This is a genomic window from Enterococcus sp. LJL90, from assembly GCF_056924355.1.
In genome coordinates this window covers 107,386-124,542 of the sequence record NZ_JBXPBQ010000002.1, presented here as the reverse complement: position 1 = coordinate 124,542, position 17,157 = coordinate 107,386, and the positions used below count along the sequence as shown (strand labels likewise).

Below are 17,157 nucleotides of genomic sequence, written 5' to 3'. Positions count from 1 at the left end.
AGCACCATTTAACAAAGCTTAAGTTAAATGCTGGCCACCCTCTTCCTTCAGCCATTTTTATCTACTGAAGGGAGTTTTAAAATGGATTATATTAAAGATCTTCGAAAACTTGTCGGCCACCAAAAAATCATTTTAAATTTTGTTGGTGCTTGTACCATCAACGAAAAAAAACAGATTCTGCTGCAAAAAAGAGCAGACAAACAAGTCTGGGGTTTTCCCGGAGGAGCCGTTGAATTGGGGGAGTCGTTAGAGGAAGCTTTAATTCGTGAAATAAAAGAAGAAACCGGACTTGAGGTAAGGATTAAAAAGTTACTAGGGATTTATTCTAAATATGAAGACCACTATCCAAACGGTGATATTGCTCAGCCAATCACCCATTTCTTTTTGGTAGACGTTCGCAGCGGAAAGCTTGCTAAAAGCAATGCCGAATCGTTGGCTTTACAATACTTTTCTTTGTCTGATTTTCCGCCACTGGTCAATCAGCAGCATGAAGATATTAAAACAGATATTGAAAAATTCCTTGATGCTGATTGGTCCTCTGAAATGAAGCTCAGATGAAGAGTCAGCTCTCTTTTAGATAAAAAGAGGATCTGCTTTGTTTTAGGATAATCAAATAATCGATAGCTCAGCTCGCTTGTATCATTTAATAAATTTTAACAAACGAGTCACAAGAAATTCTGCCACCATTAAGCTTTTGCTCTCCCGTAAAGTTTCTGTGACCATTGTCTTTTGCTGAAAAAAATCTTTGATTTGCCGTTTCCGAAAAGGAATCAAGTTTATTGGCAACTGATCCTTGGCAAAATATTTGATAGCTCTTGTCTCCGCCCCATTGGTAACCAGTTTGCCACCACAGATTCTACCAAAAAAGATTACTTGTTGATCTTGATGCTTCGGCAAAGTGTATAACCCAATTTTTTTCTCAATTACTACTTCTAGGCCAGTTTCTTCCAAAACTTCGCGAACAGCAGCGACTTCAGCCGTTTCCCCTGACTCCACACCGCCACCGGGTAAATCCCAAAAGGGGATATCTCTGCGTTTTACTAATAAAATTTTTTCCTGAGCATCCGTCAGAATCGTAAAAGCACCTTTTGTCTGCATGTAATTTCTCCATTTAGCTATTTTAGTTTACATAATTATATTACCGTAAAAATTTATATTTAAGTCTCTACTTATACTACCATTTTTTTCTCAAACTAATGGCTTCTCATAAAATTATGCTAAACTAATTTATACCTTTGATTTAACTACTAGCGATAGGAGATAGTGCCAATGGATTATTTTGAGGCTCAACAGCTACGGCTGACATCTGAAATTATTGAATTACTCACGGATTGTTTTGCAACTTATGATAATCAAGCAGCTTTGAAAGCTAGAATCAGTCCCCTAATAGAAGCCCCTAATACTAATTTTTTTGTTGCGAAAAATCAGCAGCAAACTGTTGGCCTCTTGATTACTAAAAGGACAGAAAATAATTTTCTGATTGAAGCATTGGCAGTCACCGCCGAAATGCGCCACCAACATATCGCTTCTGAACTCATTGGCTTTTTTATAAAAAGTAAGCAGCCTCAGCAAATTACCCTTGAAACAGATGATGATAGTCTGCTGTTCTATCAAAAAAATCAATTTGAGCTTGTCAAAAGCGAACTTAAATATCAAAACTGCCGCCGTTACACCTTACTTTGGCAGGCTGAAAAAAACACCACTGAACCGTAATTCGGCCCAGTGGTGTTCGTCTTTATTTGATTATTTGCTGAAATTTTTTAATAAACTGCTGAGCAACTTGGCTTAATGGCCGTTTTCTAGAGTGGATAATATAAAACGTATTGTTTGGAGACTCAGCTAACGGAATTAAGCGAATGACCTCTTTGGCGGGGCCAATCACTAAGCCCGACCCAGAAGCGTAGGCCTCAGTAGCCGTCAAAATATTGACCAATGTGCCCCGATCGCTTGTATAGATGACTTGTTCTTGTTCAGGAATTTCAACTAAGTCTTCCGCAAAATAAGGAAAATTACTGCCGTCTTGCGTGAAGCGCACCTGAGGATAGCCAACCAATTCCGCCAAGTGAATTTCTTTTTGTTCTGCCAACGGATGCTGCTTGCCTAAAAAGATATGGGTCTGAAAATCTCCGACTGCAAAATAATCCAGCTCCGCTTGCTCAAGGTACCGCTTGATTCCGGCCCGGTTATGCTCATTTAAATAAATCAAGCCAATCTCTGAATAAAAATTGCGGACGTCTTCAATAACCGTCCCTGTCGTCGTTTCATGAATGCGAAATTTTTTAATGGAGGCGCTAGTCTCCGCTAAAAGCTCAGCCACCAATGTCCCTAAAAAATCATAATGCTGAGAAGCAATCGAAAAAGTATCGCTGACCTCTTGATTGTGGTAGCGATTTTCAAAGAGCTCCATCTGTTCAATAATTTTTTCAGCACCGGCTAAAAATTCTTTTCCCTCTTCGGTTAAATAGGCGCCCCGATTTGTGCGGGTGAACAGGCTAATTTTAACCTCAGCCTCTAATTCCTTGATGCCGTTGGACAAGCTGGGTTGCGTTATAAATAATTTTTTACTAGCCTCACGGAAGCTGCCGCTGTTGGCAACAGCGATTACGTAGCGTAATTGTTGGATATTCATGTTTAACCACCATAATAATCAACTTGGCGCTCCTTTAACTCCTGTAATGGGCGGCTGTTATTCTCCGCCACGTCTTCACGAAACAGGTCGATAAAATCCAGCTTCATCTTGCCGATTGTATCAAAGACAAACCAATTGATTGGGCCTTTGGTCGGCGGTGTCGTTAACGAGCCGACATAGTGATAGTGGCTGCGTTTTTCCGGCAGAAAAATCACCGGATTGAATTCCTGAAGATGGTTCGCAAAATCCCAGATAGTATCCGGTTGATTGTTAAAAATTTTGCCCTCGTCCTCCGTCAAATCAAATAAGACACCTAAAACTAAATTTTCCCCTGCTGCGTTCATATGCACAAGATGAAATTCTAAAGGTTGGCGCTGATTTTCTATCACATGCTCACTAGGCATATGAAAATGAATATCAGTCAAATGATATTCTATCTTATTAAACACTACAAAACTCTTAGTGTCAAAGGGCACAAAGTGAATCGTATTTTTAAATTCTTTTTCAGTAAATAACTCTTTTTGGTAGTGAATGCTGAGGGCTTGATAGGTTGAATTATCCGGCTGACAAATACTTTGCGTTAAAGCAATTGGGGATTGCAGCGGAAATTTAGCTCCTTCAGCAAACCAATCACAAAGGGTGTGCCAGTTTTCCGGTCCACGCTCTCCAGAATAACCCCACTCGACGTCCATGTTCTTAATTTTTGCCACAACAAAAACCTCCAAAAAAAAATTTAAAAATAGTCTACCTTTTCAAAGATAGCGATTTTTAAATAAAATGGCAATCTAAACTAACTAGATTTATCCTTCATAATTTTTCAATTAATTAAAATTTTTGAAGGATTTTCACATCAAAAAAGACTGCCCCATAAGCTTTTAGCAAAACAAACGCTCCGAATTTCTGTAATAAATGCTATTGTAAAATCTGAATTCACGATTCTGAATTAATTAATCAGAGATACACAGGCATTTATTTATCCTGCCGGCTTATTAAATCGCAGGAACAGCATTAAAAATTCGGAAAATCTTCTGCAAGTAAAACTTAAGGACAATCTCTTTAACATTTCTATTTCAACCAGTTAGCAGGATCTTTTTTCCATTCTTTTAACAGAGCAACGTCTTTTTCATCGATGTAATTCATCTCAAGAGCAACATCAATTAAAGTCGAATAGTTGGTTAAGGTTACCAGCTCTACTTTTTTTTCAGCAAAGTTAGCTTGGCCTTTTGGCAGTTCATAGGTGAAAATTGCTGCGACTCCTAAAACCTCTGCCCCTTCTCTTGTTGCGGCTTCAGCTGCTTCTAGCACGCTGCCTCCAGTAGAAATCAAATCCTCAATTACAACCATCTTCTGGCCTTCAAAAATGCGCCCTTCAATTTGATTGCCTTTCCCATGGTCTTTTGCTTTTGAGCGGATATAGACCATCGGCAAGTCTAAAATTTCTGCTACCCAAGCAGCATGGGGAATGCCGGCCGTTGCAGTGCCAGCAATCACTTGCACCTCTGGAAAAGTTTCTTTAATTTTTTCCGCTAGGCCTTGAGCAATTTCCCGGCGAATTTTCGGATAACTCATGGTGATGCGGTTATCACAGTAAATCGGGCTTTTAATGCCGCTCGCCCAAGTAAAAGGTTCGTTGGGGCTTAAAAAAACCGCCTCAATTTCTAATAAATCTTTTGCAATATTTTCTGCCACTGCCATTTAATTTTTGCTCCAATCTTTTTTAATTTCTAGATAGCTTTGATATGGATTGTCCGCTTGCGTTATCGGCCGCCCTACCACAATATAAGAAGAACCGATTTCCTTTGCCTGAGCTGGCGTCACCACACGTTTTTGATCGCCAACCGCACTGTCAGCAGGACGAATACCAGGTGTCAGACAGATAAATTCTGGATTCGTTGCCTGATGAATGTCGGCAACTTCTAAAGCCGAGCAGACAACTCCGGCTAAGCCCGCTTTTTCAGCACATTTTGCATAATGGGCGACACTTTCAGCTAAACTGACCTCGATTAACTGGTCTTGATGCATTTGGTCTTCACTCGTCGAGGTTAATTGAGTCACCGCAATTAATTGCGGCACAGTTTGCCCCTCAGCGGTCCCCGCTTTTAATCCTTTTAAAGCAGCCGCCATCATCGCAACCCCGCCAGCAGCGTGAACGTTGGTAATGGACACATTTAATTTTGCAATTCCCTGCATCGCTTTTTCAACCGTATTAGGAATATCGTGTAGCTTTAAATCCAAGAAAACATCATGGTCTAAAGATTTTAACCAGCGAACAATTTCCGGTCCCTCTTGATAAAAAATTTCCATCCCAACTTTAACAAACAGTTTTTCGCTTGCGGGAAAATTTTCTAAAAATGCTGCAATTTCTTGTCGGCTAGCAAAATCTAAAGCGATAATCGGACGTGAATCCATTAACATAGACGGTTCTCCTTTTTGAAAAAAATTATTTAACCAAACTTGGCCGGGTCATGGCAACTTCATTAATTAATTCTTGTAATGACGTAATTCCTAGCTCTGCCATCCGTTGTGGTAAAGCGTCGATCAATTTTGGACAGATGTAAGGGTCAGTGAAGTTTGCTGTTCCCACCGCCACAGCGCTAGCACCTGCCATAAACATTTCTAAGACATCATCCACCGTCTGCACGCCCCCCATGCCGATAATCGGCAAGCTGGTCGCCTGTGCCACTTGATGAATTAAACGAATTGCGACAGGTTTAACAGCTGGTCCTGATAAACCGCCAGTTTGATTGGCTAAAATTGGTTTGCGGGTTTTTAAATCAATTCGCATCCCTAATAAAGTATTAATCATTGAAATGCCATCTGCTCCACCAGCCTCAACTGCTTGAGCAATCGGCACAATGTCAGTGACATTAGGTGATAATTTCACGTAAATTGGAACAGATGCCACTTTTTTGACAGCTTCTGTCAAACTAAAGGCAACATCCGGTTGTGTCCCAAAGGCAATCCCGCCGTGTTTCACATTCGGACAAGAAATATTTAATTCAATTGCTTTGACGTTAGGTGCATCACCAATCCGACTGCAAACCTCCACGTAATCTTCTTCACAAGAACCAGCAACATTGGCAATAATCGGCAGCTCTTGATATTGTTCTAAGCTCGGTAAAATTTCTGTCATCACGACTTCTAAGCCGGGATTTTGTAAACCAATCGCATTTAGCATGCCACTTGGTGTTTCAGCAACTCGCGGTGTTTCATTTCCAAAACGAGCTTTCGGGGTCGTCGCTTTAATCATGATTGAACCTAATTGATTTAAATCATAATAATTACTGTACTCTTTACCGAAACCAAAACAACCACTGGCGGGCATAATTGGATTTTTTAAATGCAAGCCGGGGATTTCAATTGCTAAAGGATTTGTCATTTATAAAACCACCTTTCCTGCTTGGAAAATCGGACCATCATCACATACTTTTACATATTTAGTGCCCGTTTCATCATCCTGCAAATGACAAACGCAGGCATAACAAGCCCCCATCCCGCAGGCCATCCGTGATTCTAAAGATAATTGAACATTATCATGATCAGTAAAAATTGTTTCCACGGCTCTTAACATGCCGTTAGCGCCGCAGGCAAAAACCGCTTTGGCTTGACGCTGTTGGGTAATTTCCTGCAATAAACCGCCGACGTTTCCACGATAAGCAAAGCTGCCGTCATCTGTTGCAAAAAAAGTTTCCCCTAAAGCTTCAAATTCCTCACGATAATACGCCACCTCAGCAGAGGCATAGCCTAAGAAATGAACTGGTTTTGCCCCAATGGCCAACAAGGCTTTTGACAACTGATATAAAGGCGGAATGCCAATCCCGCCGCCGACGATAAAGACTTCATCGCCAGCTTGAATATTTTCTAAAGAAAAGCCATTGCCTAATGGACCCATCACATCAATTTGATCGCCAGCTGACATTTCTGAAAAAACTTTTGTGCCATCGCCCTCCACCCGATAAATAATTCGACAGGTGCCGGCTGCTTGATCAATATGATTTAAACTGATTGGTCGCCGCAACAATAAATCGGCTCTAGGAACCAACAGATGAATAAATTGTCCGGGTGTCTGCATTTCTTTGACCAACTCACCTTGTAAGGTCATCTCAAAAATTCTGGGAGCCAATTGGCGTTGTTTGGCAATTGTCATAATCTCTTGTTTCATTGGGACATGTCCTCCATTTCTTGACAGAAAATTGCGATTTTTTCTTATGTACTAGACTGCAACTTCCTTTTTACTATACCACCTGACACTCAAGATAGACAGTCTTCACTGAAAAATGAGTGTCAGATGTCGAATGGACCTTGCAGTCTGATTTTTTAAATGGCTTCAGCAGAAAACGAGCGGGATTCCATGACTTTTAGAATTGCATTTGCTGTATCTAAAGAAGTAAACAATGGTACACCATGCTCGACAGCTTCCCGGCGAATTAAAAAACCATCTTCTGAAGAATTATTGCGATTTTTATCCATCGTGTTAATGACAACCTGCGCCTTACCACTGCGGATTAAATCAATCACATTTTCATCGGCATCATCACTGATTTTTGCAATGTGTTGAACATTCAAGCCATGCTTTTCTAAAAATTCAGCAGTGCCCTCGGTGGCAATTAAACTGTAGCCAATCCGATTGAAGCGTTCTGCTAAGCTGAGGGCTTCTTCTTTTGCGTCATCAGCGATGGTAAACAATACTGCGCCATAACTAGGCAGATGCAATCCGCTTGCTTCAAAAACTTTATACAAAGCTTTTTCTAAATTATGGTCAGTCCCCATGACTTCCCCAGTTGATTTCATCTCAGGTCCTAAATAAGTATCTACCTTGAGTAATTTCGTAAAGGAGAAGACCGGTGCTTTAACATGAACATTTTTACTCTCAGGATACAAACCATCTTTGTAGCCCATGTCCGTTAAACTTTCCCCTAAGATTGCTCGGGTCGCAACTTGTGCCATCGGAATACCGGTAATTTTACTTAAAAACGGCACTGTCCGACTAGCCCGCGGATTGACTTCAATCACATAGACCATGTCATCCCGCACAATAAATTGAATATTCATCATGCCGATACAATTTAAGCCTAATGCTAAGCGTTTCGTATAATCCGCAATTTTATCTTGAATTTCTTTTGAGAGAGTTTGCGGCGGATAGACAGCCATCGAATCTCCTGAGTGAACACCAGCCCGTTCAATATGCTCCATAATCCCTGGAATTAAAACAGTAGTGCCATCACAGATTGCATCGACTTCACATTCTTTACCAACGAGATAGCTATCCACCAAGACAGGATGTTCTGGTGACGCCTTGACAGCGTTGGCCATATAATCCTCTAAGTCAATTTGATTTTCGACAATTTCCATTGCCCGACCACCTAAAACATAACTAGGTCGAACTAAAACGGGATAACCAATCCGATTGGCAATCGCTACAGCTTCTTCTGGACTAGTCGCCGTATCCCCTGGCGGCTGTGGAATATCTAAATCTTTTAGGGCTTGCTCAAATAAATCACGATTTTCTGCCCGGTCTAAGTCTTCAATGGTGGTGCCTAAAATTTTCACGCCATTTTTAACTAATGGCTCGGCTAAATTAATGGCCGTTTGCCCACCAAATTGAACGATTACACCAATTGGCTGTTCCAGTTCAATCACATTCAAGACATCTTCTAAAGTCAATGGCTCAAAATACAATTTATCAGAGATAGAAAAGTCAGTCGAAACTGTTTCTGGATTGCTATTCATGATAATTGCTTCATAGCCAGCTGCTTGAATCGCTTTGACCGAATGCACGGTTGCATAATCAAACTCGACCCCTTGACCGATACGAATCGGTCCAGAGCCCAAGACTAAGACGGAAGGCTTCTCTGAGCGCAGGCTTTCATTTTCAAATTCATAGCTGCTGTAAAAATACGGCGTGTTAGATTCAAATTCAGCTGCACAGGTATCCACCATTTTATAAACTGGTAAAATTTGCGCCTCATGACGAATTTGATTGACTTCAGCTTCTGAGATTTCCCAAAGCTCTCCAATTTTTTTATCGGTAAAACCATTTTGCTTGGCGGTTTTTAAAAGCGCTAAATCATGTTTATTATCCGCTAGTTCTGTTTCCAGCTCAACAATATGCAACAACTTATCTAAAAAGAATAAATCAATTTTAGTTAAAGCGTGCAATTCTTCAATCGAGTAATTGCGACGAATCGCTTCTGCTAAATAAAACAGACGATCATCTTGTGCCTTGACTAATTTATCCGTCAAAATTTCATCGCTGACGGTTTTTAATTCCTTCATTTCCACATGGTGCGTCCCAATTTCTAATGAGCGGACTGCCTTCAACAAAGACTCCTCAATGTTGCGGCCAATCGCCATCACTTCACCGGTCGCCTTCATTTGAGTCCCGAGGCGACGATCGCCCTTCTCAAATTTATCAAAAGGCCAGCGGGGAATTTTGGCAACAACATAGTCTAAGGCTGGTTCAAACTCAGCATAAGTTGTTTCGGTGACTGGATTTTTCATTTCATCCAGTGTTAACCCAACGGCAATTTTGGCTGCTAATTTAGCAATTGGATAACCGGTAGCTTTACTCGCTAAAGCTGACGAACGAGAAACCCGGGGATTCACTTCAATCACATAGTAATTAAAGCTGTAAGGGTCCAAGGCTAGCTGCACATTACAGCCGCCTTCGATTTTCAAGGCCCGAATAATTTTTAAAGAAGCGTCCCGTAAAATTTGGTATTCGTTATCGGATAAAGTTTGGCTCGGGGCGAAAACAATCGAATCGCCGGTGTGAATTCCCACCGGATCAAAGTTTTCCATATTACAAACGACAATCGCATTGTCGGCTGAATCCCGCATCACTTCGTATTCAATTTCTTTAAAGCCAGCAATGCTTTTTTCAATCAAGCATTGGGTTACTGGTGAAAGTTTTAAACCATTTTCAGCGACAACGGCCAATTCTTCTGGTGTATCACACATGCCGCCGCCAGTTCCACCTAGGGTAAAGGCTGGACGAACAATCACAGGGAAGCCAATTTTTTCAGCAAAGGTTAAAGCCTCGGCAACCGTATTAACAATTTCTGATTCTGGAATGGGCTGCTCTAAATCCTCCATTAATTGCTTAAATAAATCACGATCTTCAGCTTGATCGATGGCTGATAATTTAGTTCCCAATAATTCCACATGCAGCTCATCTAAAATACCTGAGCTGGCTAATTCCATCGCCATATTTAAGCCGGTTTGCCCGCCTAATGTCGGTAGTAACGCGTCTGGCCGTTCTTTTCGTAAAATCCGTGAAACAAATTCTAATGTAATCGGCTCGATGTAGACTTGATCGGCAATTTCTTTATCCGTCATAATTGTTGCTGGATTGGAATTGACTAAAACAACTTCATAGCCTTCTTCTTTTAAAGCTAAACACGCTTGGGTGCCAGCATAATCAAACTCAGCGGCTTGGCCGATAATAATCGGACCTGAACCGATGACCATAATTTTTTTAATATCATCTCTTTTTGGCATCTTATCGCTGCTCCTTCCAAGCGTCCATCATTTCCATAAACTCATCAAACAAATGTACGGCGTCATGTGGTCCCGGTGCTGCATCTGGATGAAATTGAACAGAGAAAGCCGGATACTGACGGTGACGAACACCTTCCACCGTATTGTCGTTCACTTCAACGTGGGTAATCATTAATTTTTCGTTGTCAATTGTCTCTGGGTCCACCGCAAAGCCATGGTTTTGCGAAGTAAAATCAATGCGGCCAGTCGCAATTTCTCTGACCGGATGATTCAAGCCTCGATGACCAAATTTCATCTTGTAGGTATCGGCATTATTCGCTAAGGCAAAAAGCTGATGGCCTAAGCAAATACCAAAAATCGGCACCTTACCTTGAATCTCTTTAATCATTTGAATGGCTTCCGGCACATCTTTAGGATTTCCCGGCCCGTTGGTTAACATCACGCCATCTGGATGCAAATCCAAAATAGTTTCAGCATTCGTATTGTAGGGCATCACTGTTAAATTGCATTCTCTTTTGGAAAGTTCCCGCAAAATACTGTGTTTTAAACCAAAATCAATGACCACTACATTGCGACCGATTCCCGGACTTGGATAAGGTTTCGTTGTGGAAACCTGTGCTACTTGATTGTTTGGTAGAACCGTTGCCTTCAGTTGATCAAAAATATGATTGAATTCATCACCGACATCTACCATGCTAGCTTTCATCGTACCAAAGCTGCGAATTTTTCGCGTTAAAGCGCGGGTATCAATTCCTGAAATCCCGGGAATATTTTTGCGTTTTAAAAATTCATCCAAGGTCATTTGATTACGCCAATTGGAAGCGCGGCGGGCATGTTCTTTAACGACTACCCCTTTACAGGTCGGTGAAATACTTTCGTAGTCATCACGGTTAATTCCGTAATTCCCCACCATTGGATAAGTAAAAGTAATAATTTGACCGTTGAAACTTTGGTCGGTAATTGTTTCTTGGTAACCTGTCATACTAGTTGTAAACACTAGTTCACCGAAGACATCCACGTCAGCGCCAAAGGCTTCTCCTTCAAACACTGAACCATCTTCTAAGACTAAAAGTCTTTTCATACTTATTTGGCCTCCTTTTGATAGACAAGTTTGCCATCGACAAATGTCATTAAGGTTTCCCCTTTAATTTTCCAGCCGACAAAGGGCGTGTTCACACCCATCGATTGAAAGTCTTTGTCATCAATCACAGTCTCATCTGTTAGATTAAAGACAGCGATATCCGCTGGTTGGCCAATTGTCAATGTGCCAACTTCTAAACCAAAAATGCGGGCCGGTTGCACAGCCATCCAGTCAATCACTTGTTCCAAAGTGAAAATGCCAGTTTCGACAAAGTTGGAATAAATTAATTGAAAGGCCGTTTCACTACCGACAATCCCGAAAGGTGCTTTTAAGAAACTTTGTTGTTTTTCTTCTAAACCATGGGGGGCATGGTCCGTTGCGATACAATCAAGCGTGCCGTCTAATAAGCCTTCGATTAACGCTTGACGGTCTTCATCCCCTCTTAGTGGCGGATTCATTTTCCAAAAGCCATTATCTTCAGGAATATTTTCATCAATCAAAATTAGGTGATGAGGGGAAACTTCTGCGGTTACATGTACGCCAGCTTTTTTAGCATCGCGAATTACTCGGACACTTTCCTTGGTCGAAACGTGGCAGACATGATAATGAACGCCAGTTTCTTCCGCTAAAATTAAGTCACGGGCAATCTGTGAGGATTCGGTCGCACTCATGATTCCCGGCAAATCTAATTTCTCTGACACAGCACCTTTATGCATCACGCCACCGAAGAGTAAAGATTCATCCTCAGTGTGGGCAACAATTGCCATATTATTTTCTGCAGCTTCCTTCATCGCAAGATACATCGTCCCAGCTGTTTGAACGCCAACGCCATCGTTGGTGAAGGCGAAGGCACCAGCAGCCTTTAAGCCTTTTTGATCGGTTAAAATTTCACTGCGCAATTCTTCGGTGATGGGGGCATATTGTAAAACTTTGACAACAGCATCCCGCTTGATGATTTCTTCTAAGGCGGTAAATTTTTCGACAGTGTCTGGAACTGGATTTAAATTGGGCATCGCACAGACGGTGGTAAAGCCGCCTCTTGCCGCTGCCTGTGAACCGGTTTTAATCGTTTCTTTATAGGTAAAGCCTGGTTCTCTTAAATGAACATGGACGTCCACTAAGCCCGGTGTGATTAATTGATTTTGTGCATCATACACCTGATCAAAGTCTGCTTCTGGAAAATTGACTCCAATGCCTTGAATAATGCCGTTTTCCAACCAGATGGCAGCAGCTGTTGTCTGGTTGCCAAAGGTATTGATCCGTCCATTTTTAATTAATGTTTTCATATTAGTTCCCCCTCATTTAGTCGGTTCCTTCAACTATGCTTTACCGTTTAAAATTGCCTCCAAGATGGCCATTCGTACAAAAACACCATTGGTCATCTGTTCAACAATTCTTGATTTCATACTTTCTACTAAAGAATCGGCAATTTCTACATCCCGATTGACTGGCGCTGGATGCATAATAATCGCGGATTTTTTCATCTTTGCTTCCCGCTCGATGGTCAAACCATACTCTCGATGATACGCCTCTTTAGAAAAACTTTCTTTGCCGTCGTGACGTTCGTGTTGAACCCTCAACAGCATAATCACGTCCATCTCAGGAATTAATTCATCCAGTGGTTGATAGTGACCATACACTTCAAAGGATTCATCGTACCAGATTTCCGGTCCGGAAAAATAGACTTCAGCCCCTAAACGTTTTAACATTTGCATATTTGATTTCGCCACCCGAGAATGGGTAATGTCTCCGACAATGGCTACTTTTAATCCGTTGAATCCACCAAATTCTTGATAGATGGTCATTAAATCCAACAAACATTGACTAGGATGTTGACCGCTGCCGTCACCGCCGTTGACAATCGAACATTGAATGGTTTTACTTTGAATTAATTCATCGTAATAGTTTTCATCTCCATGACGGATAACCGCAATATCGATGCCCAACGCCGAAAGAGTTAAGACAGTGTCATACAAGGTCTCACCCTTTTGTACCGAACTAGTCGTGATGTCAAATTCAATCACTTCCAACCCTAACCGACGCTCAGCGACATCAAAGCTCTTATGGGTCCGGGTACTGTTTTCAAAAAACAAATTCGCCGCAAAATACTGACGCCGCTGCGGCATCCACTGGACACCATTTTTAAACTCCTGTCCTCGGCGAATCAACCCCATAACCTCCTGATCGCTCAAAGCCTCCACTGTTAACAAATGTTTCAAACTAACTTGTTCTGATGGAATGATCATGACAGTCCTCCTAGTTCGTTTTAATGTATTAAATTTCTCGAGAGAAATTTAGTTTTATCTTCATACGTATATCATTCCGCTAAACAGCTGGCTGCTTAATACTGCGAAAAACGGAACTGACAAGCTAACTCATTTTAAGGTATTAAATTTCCTCACAGAAATTTAATTTTATTCTCGTACGCATATCATTCCGCTAAACAGCTGGCTGCTTAATTCTGCAAAAAGCGGAACTGACATCCTAGTTCAATTTTAAAATAATATTTTCTTCAATCGTTATTCTTTCTCACTGGCCGCTTGCTCTGGTAACACTAAGTTTAGGAAAATTCCTAAGACGGTTGCTAAAGCCATTGCTGATAAGGTGAAGGTGCCGATTTCAAAGACTAAACCGCCGATTCCAATGACTAGGATTGTTGAGGCGATTAATAAATTACGTTTTTGATCGAAATCAACTTTATTTTCGATTAATAATTTCAAGCCGCTGGAAGCAATTACTCCAAAGAGCACAAAACTGATGCCTGAAATAACTGGGTTGGGAATGCTTAAGATTAAGGCGCTCAACTTGCCGACAAAACCTAGGCCGACTGCAAAGACAGCTGCGCCACCGATAACAAAAACGCTATGGACACGAGTGATAGCAAGTACACCGATGTTTTCACCGTAACTAGTAACTGGCGGACCGCCGACAACTCCGGCCACAATTTGTGCTAAGCCATCTCCCATAAGTGTGCGACTTAAACCCGGATCTTCAAAAAAATTACGCTTGGTTAATTTATTTAAAACCATCAGATGACCAATATGCTCTGTCATCGTTACAAAAGCAATTGGTGCCATGATAGTAATGGCATTCAAATAAAGTTTCGGCGTATATTGGACAAAGGGAACTTCAAAGGCCGGTAATTGAAACCATGGAGCATCAACTACCGATTGCCAGTCGACAATCCCCACCATCAAAGCAATTAGATAGCCGCAGATGATGCCTAGTAGAATAGGAATCAAACCGAGAAATCCTTTTAAAAACATATTGAAGATAATGGTCACGGCTAAGGTTGCTAGGGCGACAAAAACGAAACGAAAATCATACTCGCTACCATTGTACATTGCATTATTGGCGGCATTACTTGCTAAGCCCAGACCAATAACCATGATGACTGGTCCGACAACAATCGGAGGTAAAATTTTATCCAGCCAAGCACTGCCGATTTTTTTTATGATAAATGAAACAATCAAGTATACTAAACCGGTTGTCAAAGCGCCTTGGGCAATCGCCGGATAGCCATCGCTTTGCATTAATAATTGCATCGCAGCGATAAAAGCAAAGCTGCTGCCGAGATAGGCGGGGATTTTTCCCTTAGTGACTGTTAAGTAAACAATTGTCCCTAGGCCGGAACTGACTAAGGCAATGCTGGGATTAATTCCGACTAAAATTGGTACCAAAACTGTGGCGCCAAACATGGTAAACAAATGTTGAATGCTCAAGCCAATCCAGTGTCCTAGCTTTGGCCGGTCGTGGATATCTAACACCACATCATCGTTGTGAAAATCTTCTGGTTGCGACATTTGCCCATTACTCCCCTATCTTTTCAATTAAAATCCGATCTTGACCATCTAATTCTTCCATCTCGACTACAATTTCTTCCTTCATGGAAGTTGGAATATTTTTGCCGACGTAATCGGCACGAATCGGGAGCTCCCGATGACCTCGGTCAACTAACACGGCTAAAGAAATTTTTCGTGGTCTGCCAAAATCCATCACTGCATCCATCGATGCGCGAATCGTCCGGCCAGTAAATAGGACATCATCGACTAAAATGACTTCCTTGCCTTCAATCGGAAACGGAATATCCGAAGAATGCAATTCAGCTTCATCTGGTGATTTTTGATCATCACGATACAATGTGATGTCCAATTCTCCAACGGGAACGTCAATTTGCTCTAATTGTTTTAAGCGCTCGGCAATCCGTTGGGCGATGTAAATTCCCCGGGTTTTAATTCCGACTAAAGCAATGTCTTGAATGCTGTGGTTGCGCTCGATGATTTCATAGGTGATCCGCGTTAAGGCCCGTTTCATTGTAACGTTATCCACGACTTCTTTTGCTTGCATTGTGATTCCTCCAATTAATTTTTTTCAAAAAAAAACTCCTACCCAAAACAGGCAGGAGGAAGTTACTTGGTTAAGGCAGTTTTAACTGCAACAAAGTAGGCAAGTTTTCTATTAGGCGCACCCAATAAGCCACTTGCATTTCCTTCTTAGCCTCACGGGACTATTCTTAAAGGAGCTATTAAATTTTCTCTCTAGAAGACTATACCGTTATTAGCGGAAAAAATCAATGATTATTCCGTAACATTTCTAAAGTTTTTTCAAAAATATCTGGCAGCGGCGCTTCAAAAACCATTTCTTGACCAGTTGTTGGATGCGTGAAGCCTAACAGCTTCGCATGTAAAAATTGTCCCTGACCCTTTAAAGTCTTTTTCGGTCCATAAAGCGGGTCACCGGCAACCGGATAGCCGATATATTGCATGTGAACCCGAATTTGATGAGTACGCCCGGTTTCCAGCTGCAATTCGATAAAAGTAAAATCTTTAAAGCGTTCTAAAACTGTAAAATGAGTCACAGCTGGTTTGCCGTCATCCACGACCGCCTGCATTTTGCGATTGACTTTTGAACGGCCAATGGGTGCTTCAATCCGTCCTTTTTCGTGGGGAATTTCCCCGTGAACTAAAGCCACGTATTTTCTTAAAGAACTTTTATCCTTTAATTGTTTAGCAAGCGCTTCATGGGCATGATCATTTTTAGCTACCATTAAAAGACCAGATGTATCTTTGTCAATCCGATGAACAATCCCTGGGCGCACCACATCGTTGATTGTCGATAAATCTTTGACATGGTAAAGTAAACCGTTCACCAGTGTGCCTTGGCTGTGACCAGCCGAGGGATGGACTACCATTCCTTGAGGTTTGTTGACCACGACAACATCCTCATCTTGATAAACAATATCTAAAGGTAAATTCTCGGGAATTAAATCCAACTCTTCAGGTTCAGGTAAGGTAATCACAACTCGATCTGCAGTCTTAACTTTATAATTTGCTTTGACTGGTTGATCAGAAATTGCCACTAAGTCCTCTTTGAGCCAGCCTTGAATTTGCGAACGGGTATACTCAGGTAAACGCTCCGCTAAGATTTTATCCAGCCGGCCTTTTTCTTGATGAATAATCACTTCAATTTGTTCCATGCTGCTTGTCCTTTCTTTCATCTAAAAATAGATAAATTAAAATCAAGACGACACCAATTGTTAGCGCGGCGTCAGCAACATTAAAAATCCAAAAATCAACAAAATCCGTTTTAAACATATCCACCACATAGCCTAAGCGCACCCGGTCGATGAAATTGCCGATCGCCCCCGCCAAAATTAAGCCAATTCCAAAGCCCAATAGCTTGCTGCCTTTTCGAAAGCGCCACAAAGCATATAAACAGCCGACAACTGCCACGACAGTAATGATGTAGAAAATCCACATCTTTCCTTCTAAAATTCCCATAGCAGCACCAGTATTTTGAATATAGGTCAGTGAAAGTACATTGGGAATAAAACTATGAACCTCTCCTAAAGCCGTGTTGGCAACGGTCCAAAGCTTCACCATTTGGTCAACAGCAATCACTGCCACTGCCAACAATAAATACACAATAAGCATTCCGTAAATCTCCT

General features: G+C 41.5%; 17 protein-coding genes. 2 read left to right on the top strand and 15 right to left on the bottom strand.

What is annotated here, in order from left to right; translation table 11 throughout:
• Positions 1–81 precede the first annotated feature (81 nt).
• Positions 82–558, top strand: coding sequence for an NUDIX hydrolase (locus AC1Z3S_RS05475; RefSeq protein ID WP_461739514.1), 477 nt, complete (start codon positions 82–84; stop codon positions 556–558).
• Positions 559–639: 81 nt separating this feature from the next.
• Here AC1Z3S_RS05475 and AC1Z3S_RS05470 read toward each other — a convergent pair whose 3' ends face one another.
• Positions 640–1,098: an NUDIX hydrolase gene (locus tag AC1Z3S_RS05470; protein ID WP_461739513.1), complete on the bottom strand. Its 459-nt coding sequence runs from the start codon at positions 1,096–1,098 to the stop codon at positions 640–642.
• A gap of 171 nt (positions 1,099–1,269) precedes the next feature.
• Between AC1Z3S_RS05470 and AC1Z3S_RS05465 the strand changes: the two genes are divergently transcribed.
• Positions 1,270–1,713, top strand: a complete 444-nt coding sequence (locus AC1Z3S_RS05465) for a GNAT family N-acetyltransferase (RefSeq protein WP_461739512.1) — start codon at positions 1,270–1,272, stop codon at positions 1,711–1,713.
• Positions 1,714–1,735: 22 nt separating this feature from the next.
• Here the strand turns inward: AC1Z3S_RS05465 and AC1Z3S_RS05460 are convergent, their stop codons facing one another.
• From AC1Z3S_RS05460 to lspA, 14 genes are all read right to left on the bottom strand, one after another.
• Complete coding sequence (locus AC1Z3S_RS05460) at positions 1,736–2,629, bottom strand: LysR family transcriptional regulator (protein ID WP_461736627.1); 894 nt, start codon at positions 2,627–2,629, stop codon at positions 1,736–1,738.
• Positions 2,630–2,631: 2 nt separating this feature from the next.
• Positions 2,632–3,321, bottom strand: coding sequence for a carbonic anhydrase family protein (locus AC1Z3S_RS05455; RefSeq protein ID WP_461736917.1), 690 nt, complete (start codon positions 3,319–3,321; stop codon positions 2,632–2,634).
• A 373-nt stretch (positions 3,322–3,694) separates the two neighbouring features.
• Positions 3,695–4,324, bottom strand: coding sequence for an orotate phosphoribosyltransferase (gene pyrE, locus AC1Z3S_RS05450; RefSeq protein ID WP_461739511.1), 630 nt, complete (start codon positions 4,322–4,324; stop codon positions 3,695–3,697).
• Entirely contained in the window at positions 4,325–5,038 is a 714-nt protein-coding gene (pyrF, locus tag AC1Z3S_RS05445) for an orotidine-5'-phosphate decarboxylase (protein ID WP_461739968.1), read from the bottom strand.
• A gap of 31 nt (positions 5,039–5,069) precedes the next feature.
• Positions 5,070–6,008, bottom strand: a complete 939-nt coding sequence (locus AC1Z3S_RS05440) for a dihydroorotate dehydrogenase (RefSeq protein WP_461736629.1) — start codon at positions 6,006–6,008, stop codon at positions 5,070–5,072.
• Positions 6,009–6,791 carry a dihydroorotate dehydrogenase electron transfer subunit gene (locus AC1Z3S_RS05435; RefSeq protein WP_461739510.1) on the bottom strand — a complete coding sequence of 261 codons (783 nt, stop codon included), beginning with the start codon at positions 6,789–6,791 and terminating at the stop codon, positions 6,009–6,011. It abuts the gene before it with no gap.
• 155 nt (positions 6,792–6,946) lie between these two features.
• The gene (gene carB / locus AC1Z3S_RS05430) at positions 6,947–10,129 is read right to left on the bottom strand and encodes a carbamoyl-phosphate synthase large subunit (protein ID WP_461739509.1); all 3,183 of its coding nucleotides are present in this window, start codon (positions 10,127–10,129) and stop codon (positions 6,947–6,949) included.
• Between the two features lies 1 nt (position 10,130).
• Positions 10,131–11,210 (bottom strand): carbamoyl phosphate synthase small subunit, encoded by a 1,080-nt coding sequence (locus AC1Z3S_RS05425; protein ID WP_265457567.1) that lies wholly within the window; start codon positions 11,208–11,210, stop codon positions 10,131–10,133.
• Between the two features lie 2 nt (positions 11,211–11,212).
• On the bottom strand, positions 11,213–12,496 hold the full coding sequence (locus tag AC1Z3S_RS05420) for a dihydroorotase (protein ID WP_461739508.1): 1,284 nt from the start codon (positions 12,494–12,496) through the stop codon (positions 11,213–11,215).
• 33 nt (positions 12,497–12,529) lie between these two features.
• Positions 12,530–13,456 (bottom strand): aspartate carbamoyltransferase catalytic subunit, encoded by a 927-nt coding sequence (locus tag AC1Z3S_RS05415; protein ID WP_461739507.1) that lies wholly within the window; start codon positions 13,454–13,456, stop codon positions 12,530–12,532.
• 273 nt (positions 13,457–13,729) lie between these two features.
• Positions 13,730–15,013 carry a solute carrier family 23 protein gene (locus AC1Z3S_RS05410; protein ID WP_461739506.1) on the bottom strand — a complete coding sequence of 428 codons (1,284 nt, stop codon included), beginning with the start codon at positions 15,011–15,013 and terminating at the stop codon, positions 13,730–13,732.
• 7 nt (positions 15,014–15,020) lie between these two features.
• Complete coding sequence (gene pyrR, locus AC1Z3S_RS05405; RefSeq protein ID WP_461739505.1) at positions 15,021–15,557, bottom strand: bifunctional pyr operon transcriptional regulator/uracil phosphoribosyltransferase PyrR; 537 nt, start codon at positions 15,555–15,557, stop codon at positions 15,021–15,023.
• 223 nt (positions 15,558–15,780) lie between these two features.
• Positions 15,781–16,686, bottom strand: coding sequence for an RluA family pseudouridine synthase (locus AC1Z3S_RS05400; RefSeq protein ID WP_461739504.1), 906 nt, complete (start codon positions 16,684–16,686; stop codon positions 15,781–15,783).
• Entirely contained in the window at positions 16,673–17,143 is a 471-nt protein-coding gene (gene lspA, locus AC1Z3S_RS05395; RefSeq protein ID WP_322597292.1) for a signal peptidase II, read from the bottom strand. Before lspA ends, AC1Z3S_RS05400 begins: the two co-directional genes overlap by 14 nt.
• Positions 17,144–17,157 lie beyond the last annotated feature (14 nt).

What these genes read in the sequence shown, in the direction of transcription:
- AC1Z3S_RS05455 (WP_461736917.1), bottom strand. Translation starts at nt 3,321, where the DNA reads ATGGACGTCGAGTGGGGTTATTCTGGAGAGCGTGGACCGGAAAACTGG.
- AC1Z3S_RS05470 (WP_461739513.1), bottom strand. Translation starts at nt 1,098, where the DNA reads ATGCAGACAAAAGGTGCTTTTACGATTCTGACGGATGCTCAGGAAAAA.
- pyrF (WP_461739968.1), bottom strand. Translation starts at nt 5,038, where the DNA reads ATGGATTCACGTCCGATTATCGCTTTAGATTTTGCTAGCCGACAAGAA.
- AC1Z3S_RS05435 (WP_461739510.1), bottom strand. Translation starts at nt 6,791, where the DNA reads ATGAAACAAGAGATTATGACAATTGCCAAACAACGCCAATTGGCTCCC.
- pyrE (WP_461739511.1), bottom strand. Translation starts at nt 4,324, where the DNA reads ATGGCAGTGGCAGAAAATATTGCAAAAGATTTATTAGAAATTGAGGCG.
- pyrR (WP_461739505.1), bottom strand. Translation starts at nt 15,557, where the DNA reads ATGCAAGCAAAAGAAGTCGTGGATAACGTTACAATGAAACGGGCCTTA.
- AC1Z3S_RS05415 (WP_461739507.1), bottom strand. Translation starts at nt 13,456, where the DNA reads ATGATCATTCCATCAGAACAAGTTAGTTTGAAACATTTGTTAACAGTG.
- AC1Z3S_RS05440 (WP_461736629.1), bottom strand. Translation starts at nt 6,008, where the DNA reads ATGACAAATCCTTTAGCAATTGAAATCCCCGGCTTGCATTTAAAAAAT.
- carB (WP_461739509.1), bottom strand. Translation starts at nt 10,129, where the DNA reads ATGCCAAAAAGAGATGATATTAAAAAAATTATGGTCATCGGTTCAGGT.
- AC1Z3S_RS05475 (WP_461739514.1), top strand. Translation starts at nt 82, where the DNA reads ATGGATTATATTAAAGATCTTCGAAAACTTGTCGGCCACCAAAAAATC.
- AC1Z3S_RS05400 (WP_461739504.1), bottom strand. Translation starts at nt 16,686, where the DNA reads ATGGAACAAATTGAAGTGATTATTCATCAAGAAAAAGGCCGGCTGGAT.
- AC1Z3S_RS05410 (WP_461739506.1), bottom strand. Translation starts at nt 15,013, where the DNA reads ATGTCGCAACCAGAAGATTTTCACAACGATGATGTGGTGTTAGATATC.
- AC1Z3S_RS05465 (WP_461739512.1), top strand. Translation starts at nt 1,270, where the DNA reads ATGGATTATTTTGAGGCTCAACAGCTACGGCTGACATCTGAAATTATT.
- AC1Z3S_RS05420 (WP_461739508.1), bottom strand. Translation starts at nt 12,496, where the DNA reads ATGAAAACATTAATTAAAAATGGACGGATCAATACCTTTGGCAACCAG.
- AC1Z3S_RS05460 (WP_461736627.1), bottom strand. Translation starts at nt 2,629, where the DNA reads ATGAATATCCAACAATTACGCTACGTAATCGCTGTTGCCAACAGCGGC.
- AC1Z3S_RS05425 (WP_265457567.1), bottom strand. Translation starts at nt 11,210, where the DNA reads ATGAAAAGACTTTTAGTCTTAGAAGATGGTTCAGTGTTTGAAGGAGAA.
- lspA (WP_322597292.1), bottom strand. Translation starts at nt 17,143, where the DNA reads ATGCTTATTGTGTATTTATTGTTGGCAGTGGCAGTGATTGCTGTTGAC.